The following is a 22698-nucleotide window of genomic DNA, read 5'->3' on the forward strand; positions in this document are numbered from 1 at the left end:
TTTTGCTTGTGCCACCTAAAACAAGAGCACCAGGTCGGGGCCGTTATTTGGCCGTGCGATACTCCTTTTTGTCAATGACGATCTTGGCAATGATCTCCTTTAGGATTTCGGAAGTTCCGCCACCTATGCGGCCCAACCTGCTGTCTCGCAACATCCTGGCCAAGGGATAATCTTCAATATAGCCGTAACCGCCCAGAAATTGCAGGCAATTGTCAATGACCTCGTCGGCCATTTTAGTGCTCTTCAATTTGGATATGGTGGCCTCGCGCACCACATACTCCCCTTTTTCCATCTTTTGGACCACCCCATAGTTGTACATTTTACAGAGTTCAAGGTCGGCATGCATGTCCACCAACCGGTGGCGCAGGGCCTGGTACTGGTCTATGGTCTTGCCAAAGGTTTGCCTTTCGGACATGTACTGCAAGGTATAGTCCATGGCATGCTCCGCACGGGCATGGGCGTTGATGCCCATGATGAGCCGCTCCAGGGCAAAGGCCTCCATAATGAGCGTAAATCCCTTGCCTTCTTCCACGAGCAGGTTCGCCGCCGGCACGGAAACATTGTCAAACGCCAGTTCTGCCGTGTCCGACGCCCTCCAGCCAAGCTTGTTCAGCTTGTTTGCGGTAACGCCCTCACTGTCCAGGTCCACAATGAACAGACTAATGCCCTTGTTGCCCAATTTGGGGTCCGTTTTTGCCGCCAGGATAATGTAGTCGCCATACACCCCATTGGTGATAAAGGTCTTGGACCCATTGATGATGTAGTGGTCTCCTTTGCGTTGTGCCGTGGTGCGCATCCCGGCCACATCGCTGCCGCCAAAGGGTTCGGTAACGCCAAGGCACCCCACTTTTTCGCCGTGCACACTGGGCACCAGATAGGCCCTTTTTTGGTCCTCGTTGGCATTTTTGTTGAGATGGGTCATGGCCAGGTATTCATGGGCCCACATGGCCGCGGCGAAACCCCCAGAGTTGATTTTCTGCAATTCTTCCAAGAAGATAACCGTGTAGAAAAGATCAAGGCCCAATCCGTCATGGCTTTCGGGCGTGGCAAGGCCAAAGTAGCCCATTTCCCCAAACTTTTTCCAAATGGCGGCATCAATGGTGCCGTTTTCCTCCCAAACGTCCACGTGCGGCACCACTTCTTTCTGTAAAAAACTCTTTAGGCTCTCTCTAAATAAATGATGTTCTTCAGTGAAGTACAAACTTTGCATAGCGCTATTTTTTTGCCGTCAAATATAGCTTAATTCTATCAATCCTGTGGGACGGAAAATCCTTAATCCGCAATAATTCGTCAAGGGAAGCGATACTGTCGTTGCTTATCCTGTAATCTACAATGGCACGTGCCAACGACCAATCAATATAAACCAATTGGGCCAACTCCTGGGCCGTTGCGCTATTCACGTCCAGCTTTTGGATCTTGGGCGGATTGGGCAGCCCGTAACGTTCAAAAACCCGATCGGCCACCTCTTTGTCCAAACCGTAGGTCTCGTACAATTGCCCTTTCACCAAGAACCCCCCCAAGCGTTCCCGAAACTTGACGATCCGCTGGGAGAGCTTGTCCCCAATGCCATGGATTTCTTTGAGCTCTTCCGCAGTGGCGGCGTTCAAATCCCTTTTGGCCAATGCCTCCCTTGATGTTGCGCGCTTTTCCCCCGTTTTTTTTGAACTGCGGCGGGAGGTTGTCCACTCCGGAAACTTAAAAAGGGGCGCAAGCGCCCTTAACAGGGAGTCTCCCACTCCGGTGACCTCTTGGAACTCCGCCGCGGAGTTCACAAAACGCCCAGCTTCCCTAAATTGGTGCAGGCGGTCCAGCTCCTCCACGGACATGCCCAAGGTGTAACCTTTGTAGTCTGAAACATAATTGGGGTTAAAAGGGTACCGCCTCAGGGTATCGGCAAGGCGCGCCCGTTCCTTGAGGGCGTCCACACTGGCCTGGGTCTCGTTGTCCGGTTTAAAGACCTCGGCCGGCCCCCTTGCCCAATGGTCATGCACGTAATGTCCTAGTTGCAGCAACACCAAAATGAGCAACAAATAAAAAATCCCATTTCGTTCCTGTTTGTTGAACCGAAAATGGGATTTGAACTTTTCCATTGCACAGGGCCTTAGGGGGTAGCCTCCCGCTGTTTTTTGAACAGTTTGTTGGCCTTGAGCTTCACCAGGTAATCGCCCAGGTCTTTTTTCACTTCCCCGGACATGATGTACAGCCCAATGATGTTGGGGAAGGACATGGCCAAGATCATCATGTCCGAGAAGTCCAGGACGGCGCCCAAGCTCACTGAAGCACCGATGACCACAAAGACCAGAAAGACGATTTTGTAAACAAACTCGGTCCTTTTGCTCTTTCCAAATAGGTAGGTCCAAGCCCGCATGCCATAATACGACCAAGAGATCATGGTGCTGAAGGCGAACAGGAACACCGCAAGGGCCAAGACATAGGGGAACCAGGAAATCTGACTGGCAAATGCATCGGAGGTCAACTGTGCGCCGGCCATACCCTCCACCTCGTGCATACCGGTAAAGATGAGCACCAAAGCCGTTAACGTACAGACCACCACGGTATCTATAAAGGGTTCCAAGAGGGCCACAAAACCCTCGGATGGCGGGTGGTTGGTCTTAGCGGTACTATGGGCTATGGCCGCGGAGCCCACACCTGCCTCGTTGCTAAAGGCCGCCCGCTGGAAGCCCACCACCAAAACCCCGATGATGCCGCCCTTGAGGGCAGAAGGATTGAAGGCACCGTCTATAATGGCCGAAAAAGCGGGCCCGATGTTCTGTATGTTCATAATGATGACGGCCAAGGCGGCCACGATATAAATGGATGCCATAATGGGCACCACCCGGCCTGTGACCTTGGCAATGCTATTGATGCCCCCAATGATCACCACGCCCACGAGGATGGCCGTGACCAGGCCAAACCAGAAGCCATTGCCTACCAGGGCAGGAAACTGACCGGCCAATTGCTCAAAGGACTGGTTGGCCTGGAACATGTTGCCGCCACCGAAGGAGGCGCCAACGGCCAAGACGGCAAAGATACCGGCCAATACTTTTCCAAATCCCTTCATGTTGCGCTTTTCCAGACCGTAGCGGAGGTAGTTCATGGGGCCGCCAAAAACACGGCCATCCGGAAGAATGTCCCGATACTTTACGCCCAAGGTGCATTCCACAAATTTGGAGGACATGCCCAGGAGGCCGCAGACGATCATCCAGAACGTGGCCCCGGCACCACCCAGGGAAACGGCCACGGCCACCCCGGCAATGTTGCCCAGGCCCACCGTACCGGACACCGCAGTGGCAAGGGCCTGGAAATGGGTCACTTGTCCAGGAGCATCCGGATTGTCGTATTTGCCCTTGGCCAAGTCAATGGAATGTTTAAACCCGCGGATGTTGATGAAGCCCATCCTTATGGTGAAAAAGGTAGCACCCAGTACCAACCAGATCACAATGAACGGGATGCTTTTTTCCACGGGGTCGCCGTTGGGATGGGTGATCACCTCGGGGTCGTCATATTTGATCTCCGCAAAATAATGGGCACCCTGTTCTATGATGTGTTCCTGGTTTTCTGAATTATAGATGACGTTCCCCTCTTTGGTAAGTTGCTTCAAGTTTCCGCTGGCCGTTGCCGCTATGGTCTGCTTGCCTTCCTTTGTACTGGAGATGATCGCAATGGCGTCTCCCCTTTTCACCTTGTCGCCTTCGCCCTTAAGCCATTTATCCAGGATGTATTTGTTATCCATTTCGGGAGACCAATTGGGAATGGGGATGCGTTCCGCATCGGCATAGGCCACGGGATCATAAATGCCCAGGGCGGCAAAGGGATCCCAAAAGAGCACGGAACCCAAGGCGCCCACAGCGGGTGTCATGGCCCCGTTGAAGACCTCCGTTATGGCCTCGGTCTTTACCTTAAAGACCTTGGTCACGGCCGTGCCCTTGGCATCGGTGACCACTACACTGTAAGATATTCCCTCCACGAGTCCGGAAGCCCTTTTGGAGGTGAGGGGCGTATCCTGGTTGCTCCATTTAAAGATATAAGGTGGTGCTCCACCGCGCACCTTGAGCTCAATGACCCCATCATTGATCTTGTTGCTTGGGTTGTAGGTCTTTCCCGTTACGGTAAGTTCCTGGGAAAAGGCCAGTGCAGCGCAAAATAGGGCCAGCACGGCGGTTAACATCTTCATTCTTCTTTGTTCTTTACGCATTTGAATTGGTCTTGAAGGGCAATATCATAAAAAAAATCAACGCAATCAAATTAATGTCCACATTACTTGTCAGGGCAAACGAAACACGGCGTCTAGGGTGCTGATCTACTGGGAGCTGCGAAAAACCATCGCGTTGGTCCCGGGCTGCACACCCATCTCCCCGTTCGGTTTATGGGAAGGGCGCGGACCGTGCCAACGGGCCCCGTTTTGGAGAATGCCACCGTGGTCTTGGTGCCCGCCTTGAGACAAAGGGCATCTTTACGGAGGTGTTCCCTGATATGGCAGGTAGCACGTCACCCCCATCACCGCCATAAGGGAAATTCCCCAGCGGACCCAACAGCTCTTGGCACGAGGCCGAACGAAGATGCTCAAAGGTCAAAAACAGACGTTCTTTTGGTGTAAACGAGGTCCTTGATCTTGAGCCAAAAGGCCAAAAAGAGATAAAGGGCAAAACCAAAGCCAAGGGTGGCAAAAGTGAGATAGATGAACGTGGTCCTAACCACCCGCGTACGAATGCCCATACGCTCCGCTATGCGCCGGCAGACCTCAAACCCCCTTTTTTGGAGATAGTGCAGAAGCTCGTAAAAGGTTTTCATCGGTTCCAATTTACTTTTTTGGTCAATGATGGGGTGCGGGAGCCATCCTTCGCATGGCCAATGACCACTTTTTAAGGTAACCGTGACGCCCCGCTTGTGCCAATGGACATTTTGCTCGGCATCAGGGATCGTGATCCATCCTCACTTGGACAAAATTACGACTTTCCCTGCAATAATTGGGCTCCAACCGCACATTGCAGGCACTTGTTTTGGGTGCAATACTGTTGGTAGAGCTGCAGCATGGCCTGTGCCTCTTTCGCATTGGCCGGGGGCACGCCCAAATCGGCATATTTTTTAAGGATACTGTTCTGCTCTGCCGCTATGGCCTCCATTTGGTCCAAAACGGGCTGTGTTGCCGTGCCCTTTAGGTGGCGGGCATGGCAAAATCCCAAGGGTGCCAGTACGTTGATGACCAGCAGGTCCAAAAAACGAGCAGAAATCCTCTTTTTTTGCTTGCGCGATGGTTTCCCAAAGTTGTAGTGGTGGTCCCAATACGGCAACAGGGGCACGGCGAACAAGTCTGCCAGCGTTGCCCTGCCAACATCCATCAAGGTTTGGAAGACATTTTGGCGATGCGCATAGAAAGCTGCCAGTTGGGCCAGGCGCACGGTGGGGAAATTGGCCGGCCTAAGCCCAAAGAACTCCGGTGGGCCGGTTACCGGAAGCTCCAGTCCATACTTGTGCTTCAAGAACCGGAACTCCCTTTGTAGGGCCAGATAGTGTTCATCTTCCACGGTACCGCGTTCCAACAGGCCGGCCATCCCCATGAACAGCGCCTCCATTTGTAACGGCTGCCCGTACAGTTTACGGACAAGGACAAAGGGAATGTGGGTGGCCACTTGGTGAAAGTGGGGGCCGTTTATTTTTGAACCAAAACGCTCCATCATCAAGACAAAGAGCACCTGTTCCCAATTGTTGTGCGAGGCCTTCAAGAGGGCCTCTACCCGTGTGGACTTTCCTTCCAAGCGTTCCAAGTACAAACGATCCAGCCAATTCTGAAATAAAAATTCGGGAACGTTCCTTATGTCCGTCCGGCAATTGACATCTGTTTTCCGCTGTCCTTTAAAAAGACGCTCATACCTGTCCAAGAGTGCTTCTGGAATATGGTCCCTGAGCTGCAAGGTGGGCAGGAAATTACCGTCCCCACCCACAATTTCCCGATCGTGCTCCCAGACCACGTGCAGGATCACGTTGGCATACTTGGCATCGGTCTCGTGCTTGTGGGCGTACCAGTGCGAAGACCTGATGTGCACCTCCACGTTTCCCGCCCAAAGTTGCCCGGATATGCGCAATTGGGCGTTGAAAAAATCAGGCCCGCTCAAATGGTTGTGGGTTCCCAGGGAGACCACCTCAATGGGTTCGCCCGTGGTGGTGACCAAGCTATCCTGGGGGAACTTACCGTGTTTCCAGACAAAGTGCAGGAGATCTTCGCGCATGCACTAAAAATAAGAAAAATGAGGGTTTTGGAACCCTTTTTTGCACGAATTGCCCGATCAGGGGGCCACTTCGCCCTGCCACTCCATAAAACCACCTTTTAGGTTATAGGCCTTTTGGAAACCCATACTGTCCATGATGGCACAGGCCTGTCCACTGCGGTTGCCACTGCGGCAATAGACGTAATAGCTCTTGGACTTGTCCAACTTTTCCAACCCGTCCACAAATTCCTGTCCCTTGTAAATGTCCAGGTGCATCGCATTGGGAATGCGGCCCTCCTCCAGTTCTTCCTCGGTGCGCACATCCAAAATGGCGGCGTTTTCATCGCTTTTGAGCTGCTCGGCCCATTCCAATTGTGTCAAATCTGCCATAATTATCGTTTTAGGCTTCAAAAATAATTCTTTTTTGATGAAGCAAGACCGCTTGCCACGGGCATCCGAAAAAAACACATCAAAACCACCCTTTACGGGGCCCATGCTTCATTGGGAGGGAACTTCCGGCCAATGAAACCGACCCCTGGCCCGATGCCCTTTTGGTTGCGGGCCATATTTTAACAAAAATTTAGTGCCCCAGTGGCTTGGACAAATGGAAATGCACCATACATTTGTACCAACAATAGTTGTTGTTACATGAATGTTGAAGCAGCCATAAAGACCACCAAGGAGATTCCGCTCAAGAAGCGTACGCTCATCCATTTATCGCTCATAAACAACAAGATCAATGAGCAGATGATGGCGGCCTTGAAACCTTTCGACATTTCCCTGCCCCAATTTAACGTGCTGCGTATCTTAAGGGGGCAACAAGGAAAGCCCGCCAACCTGCAGACCATAAACGAGCGCATGGTGACCAAGATGAGCAACACCACCCGTTTGGTCGATAAGTTGATGGGCAAGGGCTGGGTGCAAAAAGAAATATGCCGGCACAACCGCCGCAAGGTGGAGATTTCCATTACCCGCTCGGGACTGGAGGAGCTGGAAAAAATAGATGGCATCATCCTTGCCCTGGAAGACAAGGTGGTAGGGAATTTCAAGGCCAGTGAATTACAGGAACTGAACGAATTATTAAACAAATTTTAAAGTACCGGAATGACCAACGTATTGGATAAATTGAACTGGCGCTATGCCACAAAAAAGTTCGACAGTGACAAAAAAATCAGTGAGGCGCACCTGAACACCCTACTGGAAGCGGCCAGGCTAAGTGCCTCTTCCTACGGGCTACAGCCCTATCACGTCTATGTGGTGGAGAAACAAGAAATAAAAGAACAGCTAAAACCACATTCCTGGAACCAGTCACAGATAACGGATGCCTCGCACCTGCTTGTCTTTGCCAGCCACATCAATTTCAAGGAAGACCTGGTGGACAATTATTTGAAAAATGTGAGCGACATTCGCCAGACCCCCCACGAAAGCCTTGAGGGCTACGGGGCCTTCATGAAGTCCAAGCTCATGCCCATGAGCAATGCAGACAAGCAACATTGGGCTTCCAACCAAGTGTATCTGGCCCTGGGCAATGTAATGACCATTGCCGCCGAACTTCAATTGGACACCTGCCCCATGGAGGGCTTTGAGCCCGAGAAGTACAATGAGATCCTGGGGCTGAACGAAAAAAACCAAAGCGCCTCCGTGGTGCTGGCGGTGGGCTACAGGTCCCACGAAGATGCCACACAGCACTACCCTAAGGTAAGGTACCGCAAAGAGGATTTAATTACCCATATATAAACACCCTTAATTTTAACAGAAACCATTTAAAAAGAAGAAAAATGAAAAAAACAGTTTTAAGTTTGGCCTTGGCCATGGTATTTGGAGTTACGGCAACGGCCAACACCTACACCGAAGAAGAAAAAGTTCCCGTAAAGGCTGCGGAAAGTACCATTACTTGGAAAGGCTACAAGGTAACCGGTGAGCACGCGGGCACCATGGCCTTGAAATCTGGCCATTTGGTCATGGACGGAAAGAAATTGACGGGAGGCGAATTCGTGGTGGACATGAACTCCCTGACCGTTACCGATCTCAAGGCCGGTGAAGGCAAGGAAAAATTGGAAGGGCACCTGAAATCTGACGATTTCTTTGGCGTGGCCAACCACCCCGAGGCCAAATTGGTCATTACCTCGGCCGAGAGTTTTGGCAAAAACTCCTACACCGTTCAAGGAGACCTGACCATTAAGGACATTACCAAGCCCGTGACCTTTGTAATTTCCATGTTCCAGGACAAGGCCACCGCCTCCATTAAAATAGATCGTTCCAAATTTAACGTTCGCTATGGGTCGGGCAGCTTTTTTGACAACCTTGGGGACAAGACCATCTATGACGAGTTTGACCTTGTGGTAGATCTGGCCCTATAGACCGGCTACCGTTTTTGCCAAACGATGGGGCACGATGGCGCCCTCCCAAAAACGGAAGGCACAGCACCAAAAATCCCCCTAGGCCTTTAGGGGGATTTTTATTTTTGTGGGCCGAAGTTTTGTGGGGCAAAAATTCCTTTCTATATTTGGTTCAATGAAAACGACAAAAAACATTTGGTGGTGGATTCCATTACGACAGCCCTCGTGACGCCATCCCCCTATGAACATATCAAGGCTTGTCTTCACGACAGGCCTTTTTCTATTTAAAGCGCCAAACCCAGCATATCCGAACAGATGACTTTTGAACTGAAAACGCACTATAAAAAAATCCTGGCAGACACCATTACCCCGGTAAGCGTGTACCTCAAGATCCGGGACCGCTTTCCCAACAGCCTTTTACTGGAGAGCAGTGACTACCATGCCAATGACAACAGCTTTTCCTACATCTGCTGCAATCCCATCGCTTTCATAAAAGTGGCCAATGAAACCATTGTAAAGAGCTATCCCGATGGCACCACCCAAACTATGGCCATTACGGGCTCGGTGGACGTTATCCGTGAAATTTCGGCGTTTGGCGCTGCCTTTAAGGTGCAAGACCAAGACGTAAAGTTCATCACCAATGGGCTCTTTGGTTTTATGGCCTACGATGCGGTTCGTTATTTTGAGGATGTGGACATCGCCCAAAAGGAAGGGTCCATTGCCGTGCCGGACATGTACTATGCCGTCTATCAGAACATCATAGCCATTGATCACTTTAAAAACGAAGCCTACCTCTTTGCCCACTGTCACGGCACGGAAAACAATATCCCGGAACTGGAACAAGTGCTCAAGGTGCGTAACTTTGCTTCCTACAATTTCTCCAAGAAGGGCACCGTGAGGACCAATCTGGAAGACGGGGAATTTAAAGAGCAGGTGGCCAAGGCCAAGCAGCACTGCCAGCGCGGCGATGTGTTTCAATTGGTACTTTCCAGAAGGTTTTCCCAAGATTTCAAGGGCGATGAGTTTAATGTGTACCGGGCCCTGCGCAGCATAAATCCCTCTCCCTACCTGTTCTTTTTTGATTATGGCGATTTCAAGATATTTGGGAGCTCGCCCGAAGCACAGATCATCGTGAAGGACAACAAGGCAGAGATCCACCCCATTGCGGGCACCTACAAGCGCACCGGCAACGACGAAAAGGATGCGGAACTGGCCAAAAAATTGGCCGGAGACCACAAGGAGAACAGTGAACACGTGATGCTGGTGGACCTTGCCCGGAACGATCTTAGCCGCAACGGCAATATGGTGAAGGTGGAAACCTACCGGGAAGTCCAGTTTTTTTCGCATGTGATCCATTTGGTCTCCAAGGTAACCGGCATCAAGAAACCGGACATTGACACCCTGAAAGTGGTGGCAGACACCTTCCCGGCCGGAACCCTGAGCGGCGCCCCGAAGCACAAGGCCATGCAGCTCATTGAAAAATATGAAAAGACCAGCCGTGGCTACTACGGCGGTGCCATAGGTTTTATGGACTTTAAGGGCAATTTTAACCACGCCATCATGATCAGGACCTTTCTGAGCAAGGACCATACCCTGCATTTCCAGGCAGGGGCCGGTCTAGTGGCGGCCTCCGATGCGGAAGATGAACTACAGGAAACCTACAACAAGCTGGGGGCACTGAACAAGGCCCTGGACATTGCCCAGACCGTGGTGCCCTAGCCCCATTGACAAAAAAAGTGAACCATGCCATTCAAGAAACCACACCTACCCACGCCCTTAAAAAGCAACACAACCCAATTGGCCCTTATGGAGATGGCCTTAAACAGATAGAAAATGGGCAAGAACACTGAAATGCAAGAACAGACCCGTACCGCCACTAAGGAACCTATTGGGACCGCATCCATTTTAATGTTGGACAATTACGACAGTTTTACCTATAACCTGGTGCACTATCTGGAAGAGCTGGGTGGCCAGGTTACCGTAAAACGAAACGATCAACTGACCCTGCAAGAGGTAGATGCCTTTGAGGCCATAGTGCTGTCCCCGGGGCCCGGAATTCCGGAAGAAGCGGGCCTGCTCAAGAAAATCATTGAAACCTATGGCCCCCACAAACGTATTTTTGGGGTCTGCCTGGGCCAGCAGGCCATTGCCGAAGTCTATGGGGGCAGCCTCACCAACCTGGACCAAGTGTACCATGGGGTGGCCACGGCCATTACCATTACGGAGAACGACTACATCTTTAACGGACTGCCGCGCGAGATCATGGTGGGCCGTTATCATTCTTGGGTGGTGCACCCCAATTTGCCATCGGTGCTGGAAGCCACCTCCGTGGACAAGAACGGCCAGATCATGTCCCTGCGACATAAGACCCATGATGTAAGGGCGGTACAGTTTCATCCGGAATCGGTCTTGACCCCGGAGGGCAAGCACATCTTAAAAAATTGGTTGCAGCCCCCCGCCAGTGAAAGGCAGGTGCTCGAGCTAAGGAACAAACAAACCAACTAAACCACCAAAGCCAACAAACTTTCCTTTGGGGAAGACCGCAGACCAGCATGTCATGAAAGAAACACTGAACAGACTCATTAACCACGAAATCCTGGAAAAACAGGATGCCAAATCCATTTTGGTGAACATTGCCAAGGGCGATTACAACACCAGCCAGATCGCGGCCTTTCTCACGGTCTACATGATGCGCAGCGTCACCATTGCCGAACTGGAGGGATTCCGCGATGCCCTTTTGGAACTCTGTGTGGCCGTGGACCTTTCGGACTACAACCCCATTGACCTCTGTGGCACCGGCGGGGACGGTAAGGATACCTTTAATATCTCCACCCTGTCTTCCTTTGTTACCGCAGGGGCGGGCATCAAGGTCACCAAACACGGCAATTACGGTGTTTCCTCCAAATGCGGCAGCAGCAACGTCATGGAGTTTCTGGGCATTGCCTTTAGCAATAAGGCAGATTTTCTCAAGAAATGTATGGACAAGGCCGGGATTTGCGTGCTCCACGCCCCCTTGTTCCACCCGGCAATGAAGAACGTGGCGCCCATACGGCGGGAACTGGCCGTAAAGACCTTTTTCAACATGTTGGGGCCCATGGTAAACCCCGCTTTTCCCAAAAACCAAATGGTGGGGGTCTTTAACCTGGAGCTGGCCAGAATGTACGGTTACCTCTACCAGAACACGGATAAAAATTTTACGGTCTTGCACGCCTTGGACGGTTATGATGAAATTAGCCTTACAGGAAACACCAAGACCATATCCAACGGAACCGAGGGTATCCTAAAACCAGATGATTTTGGGCTAAGCCCCATAACGGCCGAAAGTATTGCGGGCGGGGACGACATTGCCCAATCTGCCCAGATTTTTATGAACGTATTGAACGGAAAGGGCACGGAGGCACAGAACAACGTGGTCTGTGCCAATGCCGGTGTGGCCATTGCCACCGTGGAAAAATGCACCCCAAGGGAAGGCTTTGAAAAGGCCAAGGCTTCCCTACTGGGCGGCAAGGGGTTGGCCGCCCTTAGAAAATTGCAAGAATTGAGCAGGGAAGCCTGAGCTACAAAAAGCCGAACAAGGATATGGACATACTCGCTAAAATAGTGGCGGACAAGCATAAGGAAATTGCTTTGAAGAAACAGGTGGTTCCGGCTTCCCAATGGGAGCAAAGTGCGCTTTTTAACAGAAGGGGGGCCTCCCTCAGCACCGCCCTTAGGAAGAAGGGCAACGGCATCATTGCAGAGCACAAGAGGCGATCGCCCTCCAAAAAGACCATCAACCAAAACACCAATGTGGGCCAAGTGGCACGGGGTTATGAAAGCGCCGGTGCCTGTGGCATGAGCGTACTCACGGACATCAAGTATTTTGGTGGTTCCCTGGAAGATCTGCTGCTGGCCCGTGCCTCGGTGGCCATGCCCCTGTTGCGAAAAGAGTTCATTGTGGACGAGTACCAATTGCTGGAGGCCAAGGCCCACGGCGCGGATGTTATCTTGCTCATAGCCGCCGTCTTGGACCGGGCCGCCATAAAGCACCTCTCCGAATTTGCCCAAAGCTTGGGTCTGGAAGTGCTGTTGGAAGTGCACAACCAGGCCGAGCTACAGAAAGCGATCATGCCCAGTTTGGACATGCTGGGCGTGAACAACCGTGACCTGACCACCTTTAACGTAAGCCTGGAAACGAGCAAGACCTTGGCCGATAAGATTCCGGACGATTTTGTGAAGGTATCCGAAAGCGGCATCAGTACGGTGCAGGCCATACAAGACCTTGCCCCTTACGGATACCAAGGCTTTTTAATTGGAGAGAATTTTATGAAAACCGGGCGTCCCGGAAAAGCGGCAAAAGATTTCATTGACCAATTGAAATGAGCATGGACCACAACTACCCCAACACCCCGCCCCGCAACCCGGATGCCTTGCGCCCCAAGGGCGGCCTACCCAAGCTAAAGGTCTGCGGCATGCTCCATAACACCGCCCAAGTGGCCGGCCTAAGACCCGATTATCTGGGGTTTATCTTTTGGGAGGGCTCCCAGCGGAACTTTAAGGGGCAGATGCCGCCCGTGCCCCATACCGTGAAAAAGGTGGGGGTCTTTGTAAACGCGCCCCAGGAAACGGTAACGCGCACCACCGCCATGCACGGCCTCCTGTTGGTGCAGTTGCACGGAAACGAAACCCCTGAAATGTGCAGGTCGCTCCAAATGGCCATGCCCCATGTGCAACTGATCAAGGCCTTCCCCATCAAGGACCAGTTCAATTTTCACCAGCTGGAAGCCTATGAAGAAGTGGTGCATTTTTTTCTGTTCGATGCCAAGGGTAAACTGCCCGGTGGCAATGGCTATACTTTCAATTGGAAGGTGCTGGAAAAATATCCCTCCCAAAAACCCTACTTCTTGAGCGGTGGCATAGGGCTGGAACAGCAGGGCCAGATCAAGGAATTTCTAAAGAGGCCGGAAGCAAAATACTGCCATGCCATTGATGTGAACAGTAAATTTGAAACCGCTCCAGGGGAAAAGAACGTGACCCGTTTAACGCAATTTATGGTTGGTATGGGCTGGCAAGAGGGCACCGCGACCCGGGAGGGCCCAATGTAATCTAAAAAGAAGCACGAGAAAAGCTTGGGATAAAACCGGTACCTGCAACAGGGAATTGTCCTTAATTGAAAAAGAAAAAAGAAAATGAAAAGAGAAATGAACATTACGGACCCTAAAAAGATGTTGGGCGGCTTCCATGCCGATCAACGGGGGTACTACGGCACCTTTGGCGGGGCCTTTATCCCGGAAATGCTCTACCCCAATGTGGAGGAGTTGCGGCAGCAGTATTTGGACATCATGTACACGGAGTCTTTCCAGAAGGAGTTTCAACAACTTTTAAGGGACTATGTGGGCAGGCCCTCCCCCTTGTATTTCGCCAAGCGCCTGTCCCAAAAGCACGGCACCAAGGTGTACCTAAAACGGGAAGACCTGAACCATACCGGCGCCCACAAGGTAAACAACACCATTGGCCAGATCTTGATGGCCAAGAAGTTGGGAAAGACCCGCATCATTGCCGAAACCGGCGCCGGGCAGCACGGCGTGGCAACGGCCACCGTCTGTGCCTTGATGGGCATGGAGTGCATTGTCTATATGGGCGAGGTGGACGTTGCCCGCCAAGCCCCCAATGTGGCGCGGATGAAAATGCTGGGGGCCCAGGTGCGTCCCGCCCTTTCCGGCAGCAGGACTCTAAAGGATGCCACCAACGAAGCCATCAGGGACTGGATCAACAACCCGGTGAACACCCATTACATCATCGGTTCTGCCATTGGGCCCCACCCCTACCCGGACATGGTCACCCGTTTTCAATCGGTCATATCTGAAGAGATCAAGTGGCAGCTGCTGGAAAAGGAAGGACGTGAACTTCCGGACTACGTAGTGGCCTGCATTGGAGGGGGCAGCAATGCCGCCGGCACCTACCACCATTTTCTCAACGAGCCCAGTGTGGGCATCATTGCCGTGGAAGCGGCGGGCAAGGGGGTAAACACGGGAGAGAGCGCAGCCACCTCTGCCCTGGGCAAGGTGGGGATCATTCACGGTTGCAAGACCTTGCTAATGCAAACGCCAGACGGGCAGATCACCGAGCCCTACTCTATTTCGGCCGGTTTGGACTATCCCGGTGTGGGGCCCATGCACGCCCATCTGTACACCTCGGGAAGGGCAGAGTTCTACTCGGCCACCGATGATGAGGCAATGACGGCAGGCCTGGAGCTTTCCCAATTGGAGGGCATTATCCCCGCCATTGAGACCGGACACGCCTTTGCCATCTTCCAGCACAAGAGGTTTGGGCCCGAAGATGTGGTGGTCATTGGCCTCTCCGGTCGTGGGGACAAGGACCTACAGACCTATATCGATTACTTTCAACTATAGGGAGCGCAAAGGCATTGTCCCCCGAAGATGCCTTTAGATTTATCCATCCAACCTTTTTGGTCATGAACAGAATCAACAAAAAAATGCAGGAGAACAAAAAACTCCTCTCCATCTATTTTACCGCGGGCTACCCCAAATTGGAAGATACCGTACCCATCATCACCGCTCTGGAAGCGCAAGGCGTGGACATGCTGGAAATTGGCCTGCCCTTTAGCGACCCCTTGGCAGATGGCCCCACCATACAGCAAAGTTCCACCGCTGCCCTGAGAAATGGGATGACCACCGAGATGCTCTTTCACCAGCTCAAGGACATTCGCAACACCGTGTCCATACCCCTCATTGCCATGGGCTACTTTAACCCCATGCTGCAATACGGTGTGGAAGCCTTTTGCAAAAGGTGCCACGAGATCGGTATTGACGGCATCATCATGCCCGATCTTCCCTTGGATGTGTACCAGGAAGAATACGCGGCCATTTTTAAGAAATATGGGCTCATCAATATTTTTCTGATCACACCACAGACCAGCAACAAAAGGATTTTACAGATTGATGAAGCTTCGGACGGGTTCATCTACATGGTGAGCTCTGCCAGTGTCACCGGATCCAAATCGGGCTTTGGCGCGGAACAGGAGGCCTATTTTCAGAGAATATCGGCCATGGGCCTAAAAAACCCACAGGTAGTGGGCTTTGGCATAAAGGATGCAGAAACCTTTCAACAGGCCACCAAGACCGCCAAAGGGGCCATTATTGGCTCGGCGTTTATAAAGCACCTTACCGAGCACGGCGTGCAGGGCATTCCGCATTTCATCCAAAAAATAAGGTCCAATGAATAAATTTCTGAACGATTGGAAATTGCTGATCTTACTGTGCCTTACCTTGGGGCTGGCCCCCTTTTTCCCGGAACCGCACCTGTGGGGCAAGTTTAAATGGATCGCGGGAGGTGCCGTGGGCATGGAATTAAAAGACTGGTTGGATGTGGTCTTCCACGGGTTTCCCTGGATCCTGCTGCTCAGGAAGACCATCCTGTCCCTTGCCACAAAATAAGGGGAGATGGGCCATGGTTCCCAGACCCATACAACCTGTTTGCCGTAGGGCAGGGAAAGGGCCCACCCGCACACCACAAACCCCTAAAACAGTGCTTTCCCGTTTTGCGCAAACGGCATGCCCAAAGAAAGGGACAATTGATTATCTTGTGCCATAAACAATGAAAACTATGAGAAGACCACTGGTTTTATTTCTATTGCTATCGCTGTCCCTGCAGGCGCAGGACAGCACCGCCATAAAGACACAGGTGGGCAAGGCGATCAACGAACTGCGAAATTTTGTTGCCCTTCCCAACGATGCCCTGGACCCCGATGATATGGACGGCAACATCAATTGGCTAAAAAGCAATTTTTCTGCCCGTGGCTTCAATACCAGCGTGCTTCCCACGGAAAACATTCCCCTTTTCTTTGCCGCCTTGCCCATGGAGGACGACAAGCCCACCCTGCTGATCTACATGCATTTTGACGGACAATCGGTTGATGCCTCAAAATGGGATCAGGAGAATCCTTACGAAACCGTGCTCAAGGCACCCAGTGCACAGGGTTGGGAGCGCAAATCCTTTGATGACCTTACGGAAGACATCAATTACAATTGGCGCTTGTTTGGGCGATCCACATCGGATGACAAGGGGCCCATTGTGATGCTGCTCAATGCTTTGGACCTCTTGCAGAGCGAGGGTGCCACCCTGCCCTTTAACATCAAGGTGATCTTGGATGGGGAGGAAGAAAAAGGAAGCAAGCCCCTGCCCCGGGCGGTGAAACAATACCGCGAGCTGTTGGAGGCCGATTTTCTTTTGATAGCCGATGGTCCGGTACATGCCAGTGAAAGGCCCACCGTGATCTATGGCTGCCGTGGCATTACCCGAATGTCCATTACCACCTACGGGCCCTTGAAGGCACAGCACAGCGGCCACTACGGCAACTATGCCCCGAACCCAGGATTTCAGTTGGCGCAGTTGTTGGCCGGAATGAAGGACGGGGAAGGCCGGGTGACCATTGAAGGGTACTACGATGGCATTGTTCTGGACGATGCCACCCTAGCCGTGCTGAAAAGCGTTCCGGACAATGAGGAAGGCATTGCCCAGAAACTGGCCTTTAAAACCCCGGAAAAAGTGGGCGGGTACTACCAAGAAGCGCTCCAATATCCCAGTTTGAACATCAGGGGACTTGGTTCCGGGTGGATCGGGGAGAAAGCCCGGACCATTGTGCCCGCCAGCGCCACCGCCGAACTGGACCTCCGCTTGGTGCCCGAAACCGATGGAAACCGTTTAAAGGCACTCGTAAAAGAACATATTGCCTCCCAAGGCTTTCATATGGTAACAGAGACCCCCACCGTGCAGGAACGCCTGGCCCATGAAAAACTGGTAAAAGTGACCGAGGGCCCGGTAACAGATGCCTTTAGAACAGCGCTGGACGATCCCCACGGCCAATTCTTGGTGAACACCCTGGCCAATGCCTTTGGCCAGGACGTGGTGCAGATTAGGATCATGGGGGGCACCGTGCCCATAGCCCCTTTTATAAACGAGCTTAAGATCCCCGCTTTTGTGGTGCCCATGGTAAACCCTGACAACAACCAGCACAGCCCCAACGAGAACCTGAAAATTGGGCAGATAGCCTACGGCATCAAGGCGTTTTACAACCTATTGTCCACCCCACTTCCGTAGTGGGGCGGCAAAATGGCCGCCCCATTAGGCCGAATTTCTGCTGGCATTGATGTTCCCGTACAGGGAACGCGTCACGATCTTCTCATAAAGTGCCTTGTACTGGGACCCCTGTGAAATGTGGAAGAGGGCGTTCTGCTGGATCACCAGCAGGGGCAATACAATTTTTTCCCTGATGTTCACGGACTCGCGCGAAATGGCCTCATCTTCCATCAAGATCTTCTGTCCGGATATCTGCAACAGCATTTTTTCGGACAACTGGTACTCTTGGTACAAGATCTCCCAAAACGCGCCAAATTCCGGATCGTCCTTCATATAGGAGGTAAGGTTAAAATTGGTCTTGGCCAGGGACATCATGCTGTTGTGCATCAGGGCCCTGAAAAAGGGTACCTCCCGGTACAGTTTTTTCACTTCCTTAAGGCGTCCCTGCTCCTTTAGTTCCATAATGGCGGTGCCCAGGCCAAAGTATCCGGGAACGTTCTGCTTCAGTTGGCTCCAGGACCCCACAAAGGAAATGGCCCTAAGATCGGAAAGGGTGAGCTGTGCCTTGTTGCCCCGCTTGCCGGGCCTGCTGCCAATATTGGCCTTGGTGTAGTATTTTAAAGTGCTCCTTTTTTCCAGGTAGGGAATGAACTTTTCATGCTGTTTCAGGGCATCGTACTTGGCAAAGCTCCGATCGCTCAGTTCTTCCATCAATTTGCGCTGGGCGGCACTGATGGTATGGTCCTTGGCATACAGATTGTTGCTCAATCCTGCGGTGAGCAACTGCTCCGCATTGTGAATGAACTGTTCTTTGGTCCCGTAGGTACTGGTAATGGTCTGCCCCTGTATGGTAAGCTGTATCTCGTCATTGGCCACGTCCTTGGTCTGTGCCGCGTAAAAGCGGTGTGTCTTGCCACCGCCCCTTGCCGGCGGACCACCTCGACCGTCAAAAAACTTGGCCACCACCCCATTTTTCTTACATACCTTGCTCAGGGTTTCCTTGGTCTTTAAGATGCTCCAGTTCGCTTTAAGGTAACCGCCGTCCTTGGTGCCGTCCGAGAAGCCCAGCATGATGGTATGGGCATTTCCCCTTCGCTCCAAATGCGCGCGATAAGCGGGTATGTTGAACAAGGCCTGCATGACCTCCTCCGAGGCGTCCATCCCTTTCATGGTCTCGAAAAGGGGAATGATGTCAAAAGTGATCTGGTCCTCCTTCCAACCGCACCACCTAAAGAGCCCAAAGACGAACAGCACGGAAAATATATCTTCAGAATTGCTTATGATGTACCGGTTGCAACCATCCTCACCGTTCTTTTCCTGAATGGCCTTGAGCTGTTGTATGTTGGCAATGGTGTCCGAGACAATGTCCTCTGAATAATCGGCTGCGTTGAGTTTCAGGTTCTTTTGCAACAGACAGTGCACCAGTTCCTCGGAACCCAGTTCGTCCAGACTGTTCTTTATAAGGCCCTTCCTTTTCAATACGGTCTCCACCACCAGATGGTGCTTGCTGTGGTCTTGCCTTATGTCCAGACTGGCAAAGTGGGTTTTAAAAATATGCACCTTGTCCATGAACTCGGTCAGCTCATTGAGGTAGAGGGAATGGTATTTCTGCACCAAAATGGCCTTTACCGTTTCCAGTTTTTCAATGATCTCTGGGTAGCCAACAAGGTAATTCTCCTGGAACATGGCCTTGTAGAGCTTGGTGTTGAGCGCGGCCAAGGGCTCCTGCAAATCCTTGAAGGTAAGTTTTTTGCGCAGCGCCTTAAGGTCGTTGTAATAACATTTCATCAAGGTAAGGCGCAGTTCATCTGCCACCTGATTGGTAATGTCTGCGGTAACAAATGGGTTGCCATCCCGATCGCCCCCGGGCCAAAAACCCAGTTTAATGATGTTGTAATTGTTAAAACCGGGGTGGTCCGTGTGCCGTTTCACATATTGGAACAATTGTCCCACGGCATTGTAATAGGTGTTTCTGAGGATGTAGATGATGTTCTTGGCCTCGTCCAGCGGAGTGGGCTTTTTGGCATTGACCAATGAGGTGAGCCCCAATTGCTGCATGGTAATGTCTATGTCGTCTATTCGGTTCTCGTCCAACAGGGCGCGCAGATCGGAAATGATGTCCAATACGGCAGGGGAATAGAACTGGGTAGGGTGTGCGGTGAGCACAATACGGGCACTGAAAATGGAGAGTTGCTTGGCGATCTTGTCCCAGTTCTTGGTCTGGTTCACCATCTGAAAATAGTCCTTGATCGTGGTAGAGCCGCTGTAGCGCTGCAATTTGGGAAAAGCGGTGTCTTCCACACTGTCATAGAGCACCACCTGCCGCTCTACGTACTGGATAATGCGAAACATAAAATCCAACTGCTCGCGTTCCGTGCCGCAATCCGTGAAATGGGTAAAGAAATCTGCCAAGATCTTTTGCGGGTTCTTGCCCGCCTTGAGTCCCTTCTCACACTGGTCCAAAAGAAGGGGCACCAAGATGCCCACATTTTCCACATCGGCATAGGGCAGGCTCAGGAACAGGCTGTTGTACACGTTGAATTTGTTCTGGACAGACTTCTTAAACTCCGCCATTCGCTCTCTTTGCGCCATAGTATTTATTGCTTTTTTTATATTACGGGGCATAACCGAAACCCGGTGTAAAGGTCGTCAATACCTTTTAAAATAGGGGCATCCCATACGCCAAATAACAAAATAGCCTGACTACACCACAAAAACAAACGGTTTCCCAACAAAAAGTGGTGAGGTGGTTTAAAGCGCCATACATTTGAAGTGTTCTTTAAAAAAAGAATTTTCATTTTCATATAGTGTTCTCGATAAAAGGCCCTTCCCAAAAGAAGGGTCTTTTTGGTTGTGCCCCTGGCGCAAAGCCAAGTAGATGCCCCCTTGGCGGTTAAAAAAAGGGTTTGTACTGCACCGCCCTATAGTCTATGGTGCTGCCCTTGGGGTGCCTGCGCTTCCAATCCTTGTAGGCCTCCAAACTCCCCACGGCCCTATTGGCGGCCCCTGAGGGTGCGGTGAGCGAAACGGTGCGCAGTTCTTTTTGGGTAATGGGATGCACAAAGCCGTGGATACGGGGCACACTGTCGGAAAAGCACGTTAACCGAAGTCCGTGCTCCGCCAAATGCTTTCTAAAGAAATATTCCGGTCCGTTCTTGCTGTTGCCTCCGGTGAACAAAAGCGTGTGCACCGTAGGGTGTTCATGAAGCGCCCCCAGAACATCCCTGAGCACCACCGCCTCCATCCCCACATCCGAGGCATCCACTTTTTTTCGCCTTGCAGAGGCCACAATATCACAGATGCCGATGCCCCGCTCCCTCAAAAACCTTTTGCGCTGCTCCACGGCGCTTGCCGTGGTGGCGTACTCCAAATTCAGTTGGAACAACCTGTCCATAATGGGCCAGAATTGCCCGTCCCTGCTGCCATAGCAAAAATCCACATCTCTCGGCTTTAAACCTTTTGTGGTGAACCTTGGTGGTGGCAGTGTGCCCACGATCAGCTTGGTCATGCCTTTAAAAAGAAAGGGTGGGTACGGGTGCGTATGCAAGAACGGGGAAGACGAAGAGGCTTGGGCCATGGAAAACCGCATTTTCCCTAAAGGTAGCTATTTCGTATCTTTAGGACAGCTTGGGCGTGCATACCAGTTCTCTTTGGGAAATGGCACCGCACAAGCTTGGCAACAAAAAATGAACATCCAAAAAAATTAGGATATGGGGAAAGGGGACAAAAAAACAAGAAGGGGAAAAATAGCCAACAACTCCCATGGCGCCAGACGGCCCAGGAAAATCAAGAAAAAGCCCGGCGTGGAGCAAAAAATAAAGGTTGAAAAGAAAAAGTGACCCCTTTGGGGAGGCGCTCAATCGCCAACGGTAAAATTGAAATCGAGACGCCCGTCCGGCGATACCCTTAATTCATAAGTGTACAATCCCAGGGGCAGTGTGTCTCCCACCGTGGTGGGCTCGTAGAAAAATTGGGCGCTATCTGCCTGTACAAAGAGGGTATCTTCCCGAAACACAGCGGGCATCTCCACATATTCTGAATATGCCCCCGCCGGAACATTTTCAAAAATGGGGCCTTTGGTCCCCACCTGTACAGTGGTGAAATTGACATTGCCCAAGTTCCCGATCCTCAGGGCGGCAGTGGTGAGGTCATCGTCCCGATCTTCGCATGCGCCCACAAGGCAGACGGCCAAGAACAGCCCTAAGATGGATTTTTTCATAAAGCGGCACTTTGTACCAAAAACGTAAAAAAATGGAAAATATTCTATCTCACAAAAACGGGCTCGTTTTCTTTTAGGGTGTGCTCTTGGCTAAATTGGTACTCGTCCCGATCAAATCCCCTGAGTCCTTCCAGGGAATCAATGTCCTCATCCAGGATATACCGCACCATGGCCCCTCTTGCCCGTTTGGCATAAAAACTGATCACTTTTAGCTTGTCGTTTTTCCAATCCTTGAAAATGGGGGTGACCACGGGCACCTTCAAGGCCTTCTTGTCTATGGCACTGAAATATTCATTGCTGGCCAAGTTTACAAAAAGTTCATCCTTGTGCAGCTCGTCATTGAGGTACCGGGTAAGCTCTTCCTTCCAAAATTCATAGAGGTTCTTTTTCCTGCCCACCTTGAGGGAGGTACCCATCTCCAACCTGTAGGGCAGCATGAGGTCCAAAGGTTTTAAAATACCGTAGAGCCCTGACAAAATGCGCAGCATGTCCTGTAGCTTGGCCAACTTTTCCGTGGACAGGGTGTAGGCGTCCAGCCCTTGGTACACGTCCCCGTTAAAGGCAAACACGGCGGGGCGGGCCTTCTCGGGGGTAAAGGGAACGGAAAAGGCCTGGTTGCGCTCCCAATTCAGCTGGGCCAAACTATCGGAAATGTTCATCAGTTCGGAGAGGTCCTTGGGCTTTTTCTTGCTCAATACCTTGTTCAACTTTTGGGCCTTGTCCAAGAAGTGCGGCATGGTATGATCGTCCGTGGGCAAGGCGCGGACCAAGTTGAGCGATTTGGCGGGAGAGACTACAATTTTCATGGGTTACTATTTAGCAACCCTAAAGATACTAAGCAAAGATGAAATGGCCT

23 protein-coding genes are annotated in these 22698 nt (G+C 51.6%); 13 read left to right on the plus strand and 10 right to left on the minus strand.

Annotated features, from left to right (window positions below):
• Positions 1–43 precede the first annotated feature (43 nt).
• From ACKWCC_RS05905 to ACKWCC_RS05930, 6 genes are all read right to left on the minus strand, one after another.
• The gene (locus ACKWCC_RS05905) at positions 44–1210 is read right to left on the minus strand and encodes an acyl-CoA dehydrogenase family protein (protein ID WP_413994987.1); all 1167 of its coding nucleotides are present in this window, start codon (positions 1208–1210) and stop codon (positions 44–46) included.
• Between the two features lie 4 nt (positions 1211–1214).
• Positions 1215–2090: a ComEA family DNA-binding protein gene (locus ACKWCC_RS05910; protein WP_413994988.1), complete on the minus strand. Its 876-nt coding sequence runs from the start codon at positions 2088–2090 to the stop codon at positions 1215–1217.
• A gap of 11 nt (positions 2091–2101) precedes the next feature.
• On the minus strand, positions 2102–4174 hold the full coding sequence (locus ACKWCC_RS05915) for an amino acid carrier protein (protein WP_413994989.1): 2073 nt from the start codon (positions 4172–4174) through the stop codon (positions 2102–2104).
• A 389-nt stretch (positions 4175–4563) separates the two neighbouring features.
• Positions 4564–4791 (minus strand): PspC domain-containing protein, encoded by a 228-nt coding sequence (locus ACKWCC_RS05920; RefSeq protein WP_413994990.1) that lies wholly within the window; start codon positions 4789–4791, stop codon positions 4564–4566.
• 155 nt (positions 4792–4946) lie between these two features.
• A complete protein-coding gene (locus tag ACKWCC_RS05925; protein ID WP_413994991.1) occupies positions 4947–6227 on the minus strand; it encodes a DUF2851 family protein in 1281 nt (426 codons plus the stop codon).
• A 57-nt stretch (positions 6228–6284) separates the two neighbouring features.
• Positions 6285–6596, minus strand: a complete 312-nt coding sequence (locus ACKWCC_RS05930) for a rhodanese-like domain-containing protein (RefSeq protein WP_413994992.1) — start codon at positions 6594–6596, stop codon at positions 6285–6287.
• Positions 6597–6854: 258 nt separating this feature from the next.
• Between ACKWCC_RS05930 and ACKWCC_RS05935 the strand changes: the two genes are divergently transcribed.
• From ACKWCC_RS05935 to ACKWCC_RS05990, 12 genes are all read left to right on the plus strand, one after another.
• Entirely contained in the window at positions 6855–7301 is a 447-nt protein-coding gene (locus ACKWCC_RS05935; protein ID WP_413994993.1) for a MarR family winged helix-turn-helix transcriptional regulator, read from the plus strand.
• A 9-nt stretch (positions 7302–7310) separates the two neighbouring features.
• Positions 7311–7943 carry an NAD(P)H-dependent oxidoreductase gene (locus tag ACKWCC_RS05940; protein ID WP_413994994.1) on the plus strand — a complete coding sequence of 211 codons (633 nt, stop codon included), beginning with the start codon at positions 7311–7313 and terminating at the stop codon, positions 7941–7943.
• Positions 7944–7984: 41 nt separating this feature from the next.
• The gene (locus ACKWCC_RS05945) at positions 7985–8566 is read left to right on the plus strand and encodes a YceI family protein (protein WP_413994995.1); all 582 of its coding nucleotides are present in this window, start codon (positions 7985–7987) and stop codon (positions 8564–8566) included.
• A 294-nt stretch (positions 8567–8860) separates the two neighbouring features.
• A complete protein-coding gene (locus ACKWCC_RS05950; protein WP_413994996.1) occupies positions 8861–10264 on the plus strand; it encodes an anthranilate synthase component I family protein in 1404 nt (467 codons plus the stop codon).
• A 132-nt stretch (positions 10265–10396) separates the two neighbouring features.
• Complete coding sequence (locus ACKWCC_RS05955; RefSeq protein ID WP_413995127.1) at positions 10397–11050, plus strand: anthranilate synthase component II; 654 nt, start codon at positions 10397–10399, stop codon at positions 11048–11050.
• Between the two features lie 52 nt (positions 11051–11102).
• Positions 11103–12101 carry an anthranilate phosphoribosyltransferase gene (gene trpD / locus ACKWCC_RS05960; RefSeq protein ID WP_413994997.1) on the plus strand — a complete coding sequence of 333 codons (999 nt, stop codon included), beginning with the start codon at positions 11103–11105 and terminating at the stop codon, positions 12099–12101.
• 23 nt (positions 12102–12124) lie between these two features.
• The gene (trpC, locus tag ACKWCC_RS05965; protein ID WP_413994998.1) at positions 12125–12907 is read left to right on the plus strand and encodes an indole-3-glycerol phosphate synthase TrpC; all 783 of its coding nucleotides are present in this window, start codon (positions 12125–12127) and stop codon (positions 12905–12907) included.
• Positions 12904–13629 carry a phosphoribosylanthranilate isomerase gene (locus tag ACKWCC_RS05970; RefSeq protein ID WP_413994999.1) on the plus strand — a complete coding sequence of 242 codons (726 nt, stop codon included), beginning with the start codon at positions 12904–12906 and terminating at the stop codon, positions 13627–13629. The genes trpC and ACKWCC_RS05970 overlap by 4 nt, the downstream gene beginning before the upstream one ends.
• Before the next feature lie 120 nt (positions 13630–13749).
• The gene (trpB, locus tag ACKWCC_RS05975; protein ID WP_413995128.1) at positions 13750–14937 is read left to right on the plus strand and encodes a tryptophan synthase subunit beta; all 1188 of its coding nucleotides are present in this window, start codon (positions 13750–13752) and stop codon (positions 14935–14937) included.
• A 62-nt stretch (positions 14938–14999) separates the two neighbouring features.
• On the plus strand, positions 15000–15770 hold the full coding sequence (gene trpA, locus ACKWCC_RS05980) for a tryptophan synthase subunit alpha (protein ID WP_413995000.1): 771 nt from the start codon (positions 15000–15002) through the stop codon (positions 15768–15770).
• Positions 15763–15981 carry a hypothetical protein gene (locus tag ACKWCC_RS05985; RefSeq protein WP_413995001.1) on the plus strand — a complete coding sequence of 73 codons (219 nt, stop codon included), beginning with the start codon at positions 15763–15765 and terminating at the stop codon, positions 15979–15981. The genes trpA and ACKWCC_RS05985 overlap by 8 nt, the downstream gene beginning before the upstream one ends.
• A 169-nt stretch (positions 15982–16150) precedes the next feature.
• Complete coding sequence (locus ACKWCC_RS05990; RefSeq protein ID WP_413995002.1) at positions 16151–17644, plus strand: M20/M25/M40 family metallo-hydrolase; 1494 nt, start codon at positions 16151–16153, stop codon at positions 17642–17644.
• 24 nt (positions 17645–17668) lie between these two features.
• Here the strand turns inward: ACKWCC_RS05990 and ACKWCC_RS05995 are convergent, their stop codons facing one another.
• Entirely contained in the window at positions 17669–20215 is a 2547-nt protein-coding gene (locus ACKWCC_RS05995; RefSeq protein ID WP_413995003.1) for a phosphoenolpyruvate carboxylase, read from the minus strand.
• A 301-nt stretch (positions 20216–20516) separates the two neighbouring features.
• Positions 20517–21131 (minus strand): uracil-DNA glycosylase family protein, encoded by a 615-nt coding sequence (locus ACKWCC_RS06000; protein ID WP_413995004.1) that lies wholly within the window; start codon positions 21129–21131, stop codon positions 20517–20519.
• Between the two features lie 202 nt (positions 21132–21333).
• Here ACKWCC_RS06000 and ACKWCC_RS06005 point away from each other — a divergent pair, with 202 nt between their 5' ends.
• Positions 21334–21462, plus strand: a complete 129-nt coding sequence (locus ACKWCC_RS06005; protein ID WP_413995005.1) for a 30S ribosomal protein THX — start codon at positions 21334–21336, stop codon at positions 21460–21462.
• Between the two features lie 17 nt (positions 21463–21479).
• Here ACKWCC_RS06005 and ACKWCC_RS06010 read toward each other — a convergent pair whose 3' ends face one another.
• Together ACKWCC_RS06010 and yaaA are read right to left on the minus strand one after the other, a co-directional pair.
• Positions 21480–21842 (minus strand): hypothetical protein, encoded by a 363-nt coding sequence (locus ACKWCC_RS06010; protein WP_413995006.1) that lies wholly within the window; start codon positions 21840–21842, stop codon positions 21480–21482.
• A gap of 44 nt (positions 21843–21886) precedes the next feature.
• Entirely contained in the window at positions 21887–22648 is a 762-nt protein-coding gene (gene yaaA, locus ACKWCC_RS06015; RefSeq protein WP_413995007.1) for a peroxide stress protein YaaA, read from the minus strand.
• Positions 22649–22698 lie beyond the last annotated feature (50 nt).

The organism is Maribacter aquimarinus (genome assembly GCF_047345505.1).
Taxonomy (GTDB): Bacteria; Bacteroidota; Bacteroidia; order Flavobacteriales; family Flavobacteriaceae; genus Maribacter.

Bases quoted from the DNA above. Each gene is read 5' to 3' on its own strand.
- ACKWCC_RS05905 (WP_413994987.1), bottom strand. From the start codon at position 1,210: ATGCAAAGTTTGTACTTCACTGAAGAACATCATTTATTTAGAGAGAGC.
- ACKWCC_RS05910 (WP_413994988.1), bottom strand. From the start codon at position 2,090: ATGGAAAAGTTCAAATCCCATTTTCGGTTCAACAAACAGGAACGAAAT.
- ACKWCC_RS05915 (WP_413994989.1), bottom strand. From the start codon at position 4,174: ATGAAGATGTTAACCGCCGTGCTGGCCCTATTTTGCGCTGCACTGGCC.
- ACKWCC_RS05920 (WP_413994990.1), bottom strand. From the start codon at position 4,791: ATGAAAACCTTTTACGAGCTTCTGCACTATCTCCAAAAAAGGGGGTTT.
- ACKWCC_RS05925 (WP_413994991.1), bottom strand. From the start codon at position 6,227: ATGCGCGAAGATCTCCTGCACTTTGTCTGGAAACACGGTAAGTTCCCC.
- ACKWCC_RS05930 (WP_413994992.1), bottom strand. From the start codon at position 6,596: ATGGCAGATTTGACACAATTGGAATGGGCCGAGCAGCTCAAAAGCGAT.
- ACKWCC_RS05935 (WP_413994993.1), top strand. From the start codon at position 6,855: ATGAATGTTGAAGCAGCCATAAAGACCACCAAGGAGATTCCGCTCAAG.
- ACKWCC_RS05940 (WP_413994994.1), top strand. From the start codon at position 7,311: ATGACCAACGTATTGGATAAATTGAACTGGCGCTATGCCACAAAAAAG.
- ACKWCC_RS05945 (WP_413994995.1), top strand. From the start codon at position 7,985: ATGAAAAAAACAGTTTTAAGTTTGGCCTTGGCCATGGTATTTGGAGTT.
- ACKWCC_RS05950 (WP_413994996.1), top strand. From the start codon at position 8,861: ATGACTTTTGAACTGAAAACGCACTATAAAAAAATCCTGGCAGACACC.
- ACKWCC_RS05955 (WP_413995127.1), top strand. From the start codon at position 10,397: ATGCAAGAACAGACCCGTACCGCCACTAAGGAACCTATTGGGACCGCA.
- trpD (WP_413994997.1), top strand. From the start codon at position 11,103: ATGAAAGAAACACTGAACAGACTCATTAACCACGAAATCCTGGAAAAA.
- trpC (WP_413994998.1), top strand. From the start codon at position 12,125: ATGGACATACTCGCTAAAATAGTGGCGGACAAGCATAAGGAAATTGCT.
- ACKWCC_RS05970 (WP_413994999.1), top strand. From the start codon at position 12,904: ATGAGCATGGACCACAACTACCCCAACACCCCGCCCCGCAACCCGGAT.
- trpB (WP_413995128.1), top strand. From the start codon at position 13,750: ATGTTGGGCGGCTTCCATGCCGATCAACGGGGGTACTACGGCACCTTT.
- trpA (WP_413995000.1), top strand. From the start codon at position 15,000: ATGAACAGAATCAACAAAAAAATGCAGGAGAACAAAAAACTCCTCTCC.
- ACKWCC_RS05985 (WP_413995001.1), top strand. From the start codon at position 15,763: ATGAATAAATTTCTGAACGATTGGAAATTGCTGATCTTACTGTGCCTT.
- ACKWCC_RS05990 (WP_413995002.1), top strand. From the start codon at position 16,151: ATGAGAAGACCACTGGTTTTATTTCTATTGCTATCGCTGTCCCTGCAG.
- ACKWCC_RS05995 (WP_413995003.1), bottom strand. From the start codon at position 20,215: ATGGCGCAAAGAGAGCGAATGGCGGAGTTTAAGAAGTCTGTCCAGAAC.
- ACKWCC_RS06000 (WP_413995004.1), bottom strand. From the start codon at position 21,131: ATGACCAAGCTGATCGTGGGCACACTGCCACCACCAAGGTTCACCACA.
- ACKWCC_RS06005 (WP_413995005.1), top strand. From the start codon at position 21,334: ATGGGGAAAGGGGACAAAAAAACAAGAAGGGGAAAAATAGCCAACAAC.
- ACKWCC_RS06010 (WP_413995006.1), bottom strand. From the start codon at position 21,842: ATGAAAAAATCCATCTTAGGGCTGTTCTTGGCCGTCTGCCTTGTGGGC.
- yaaA (WP_413995007.1), bottom strand. From the start codon at position 22,648: ATGAAAATTGTAGTCTCTCCCGCCAAATCGCTCAACTTGGTCCGCGCC.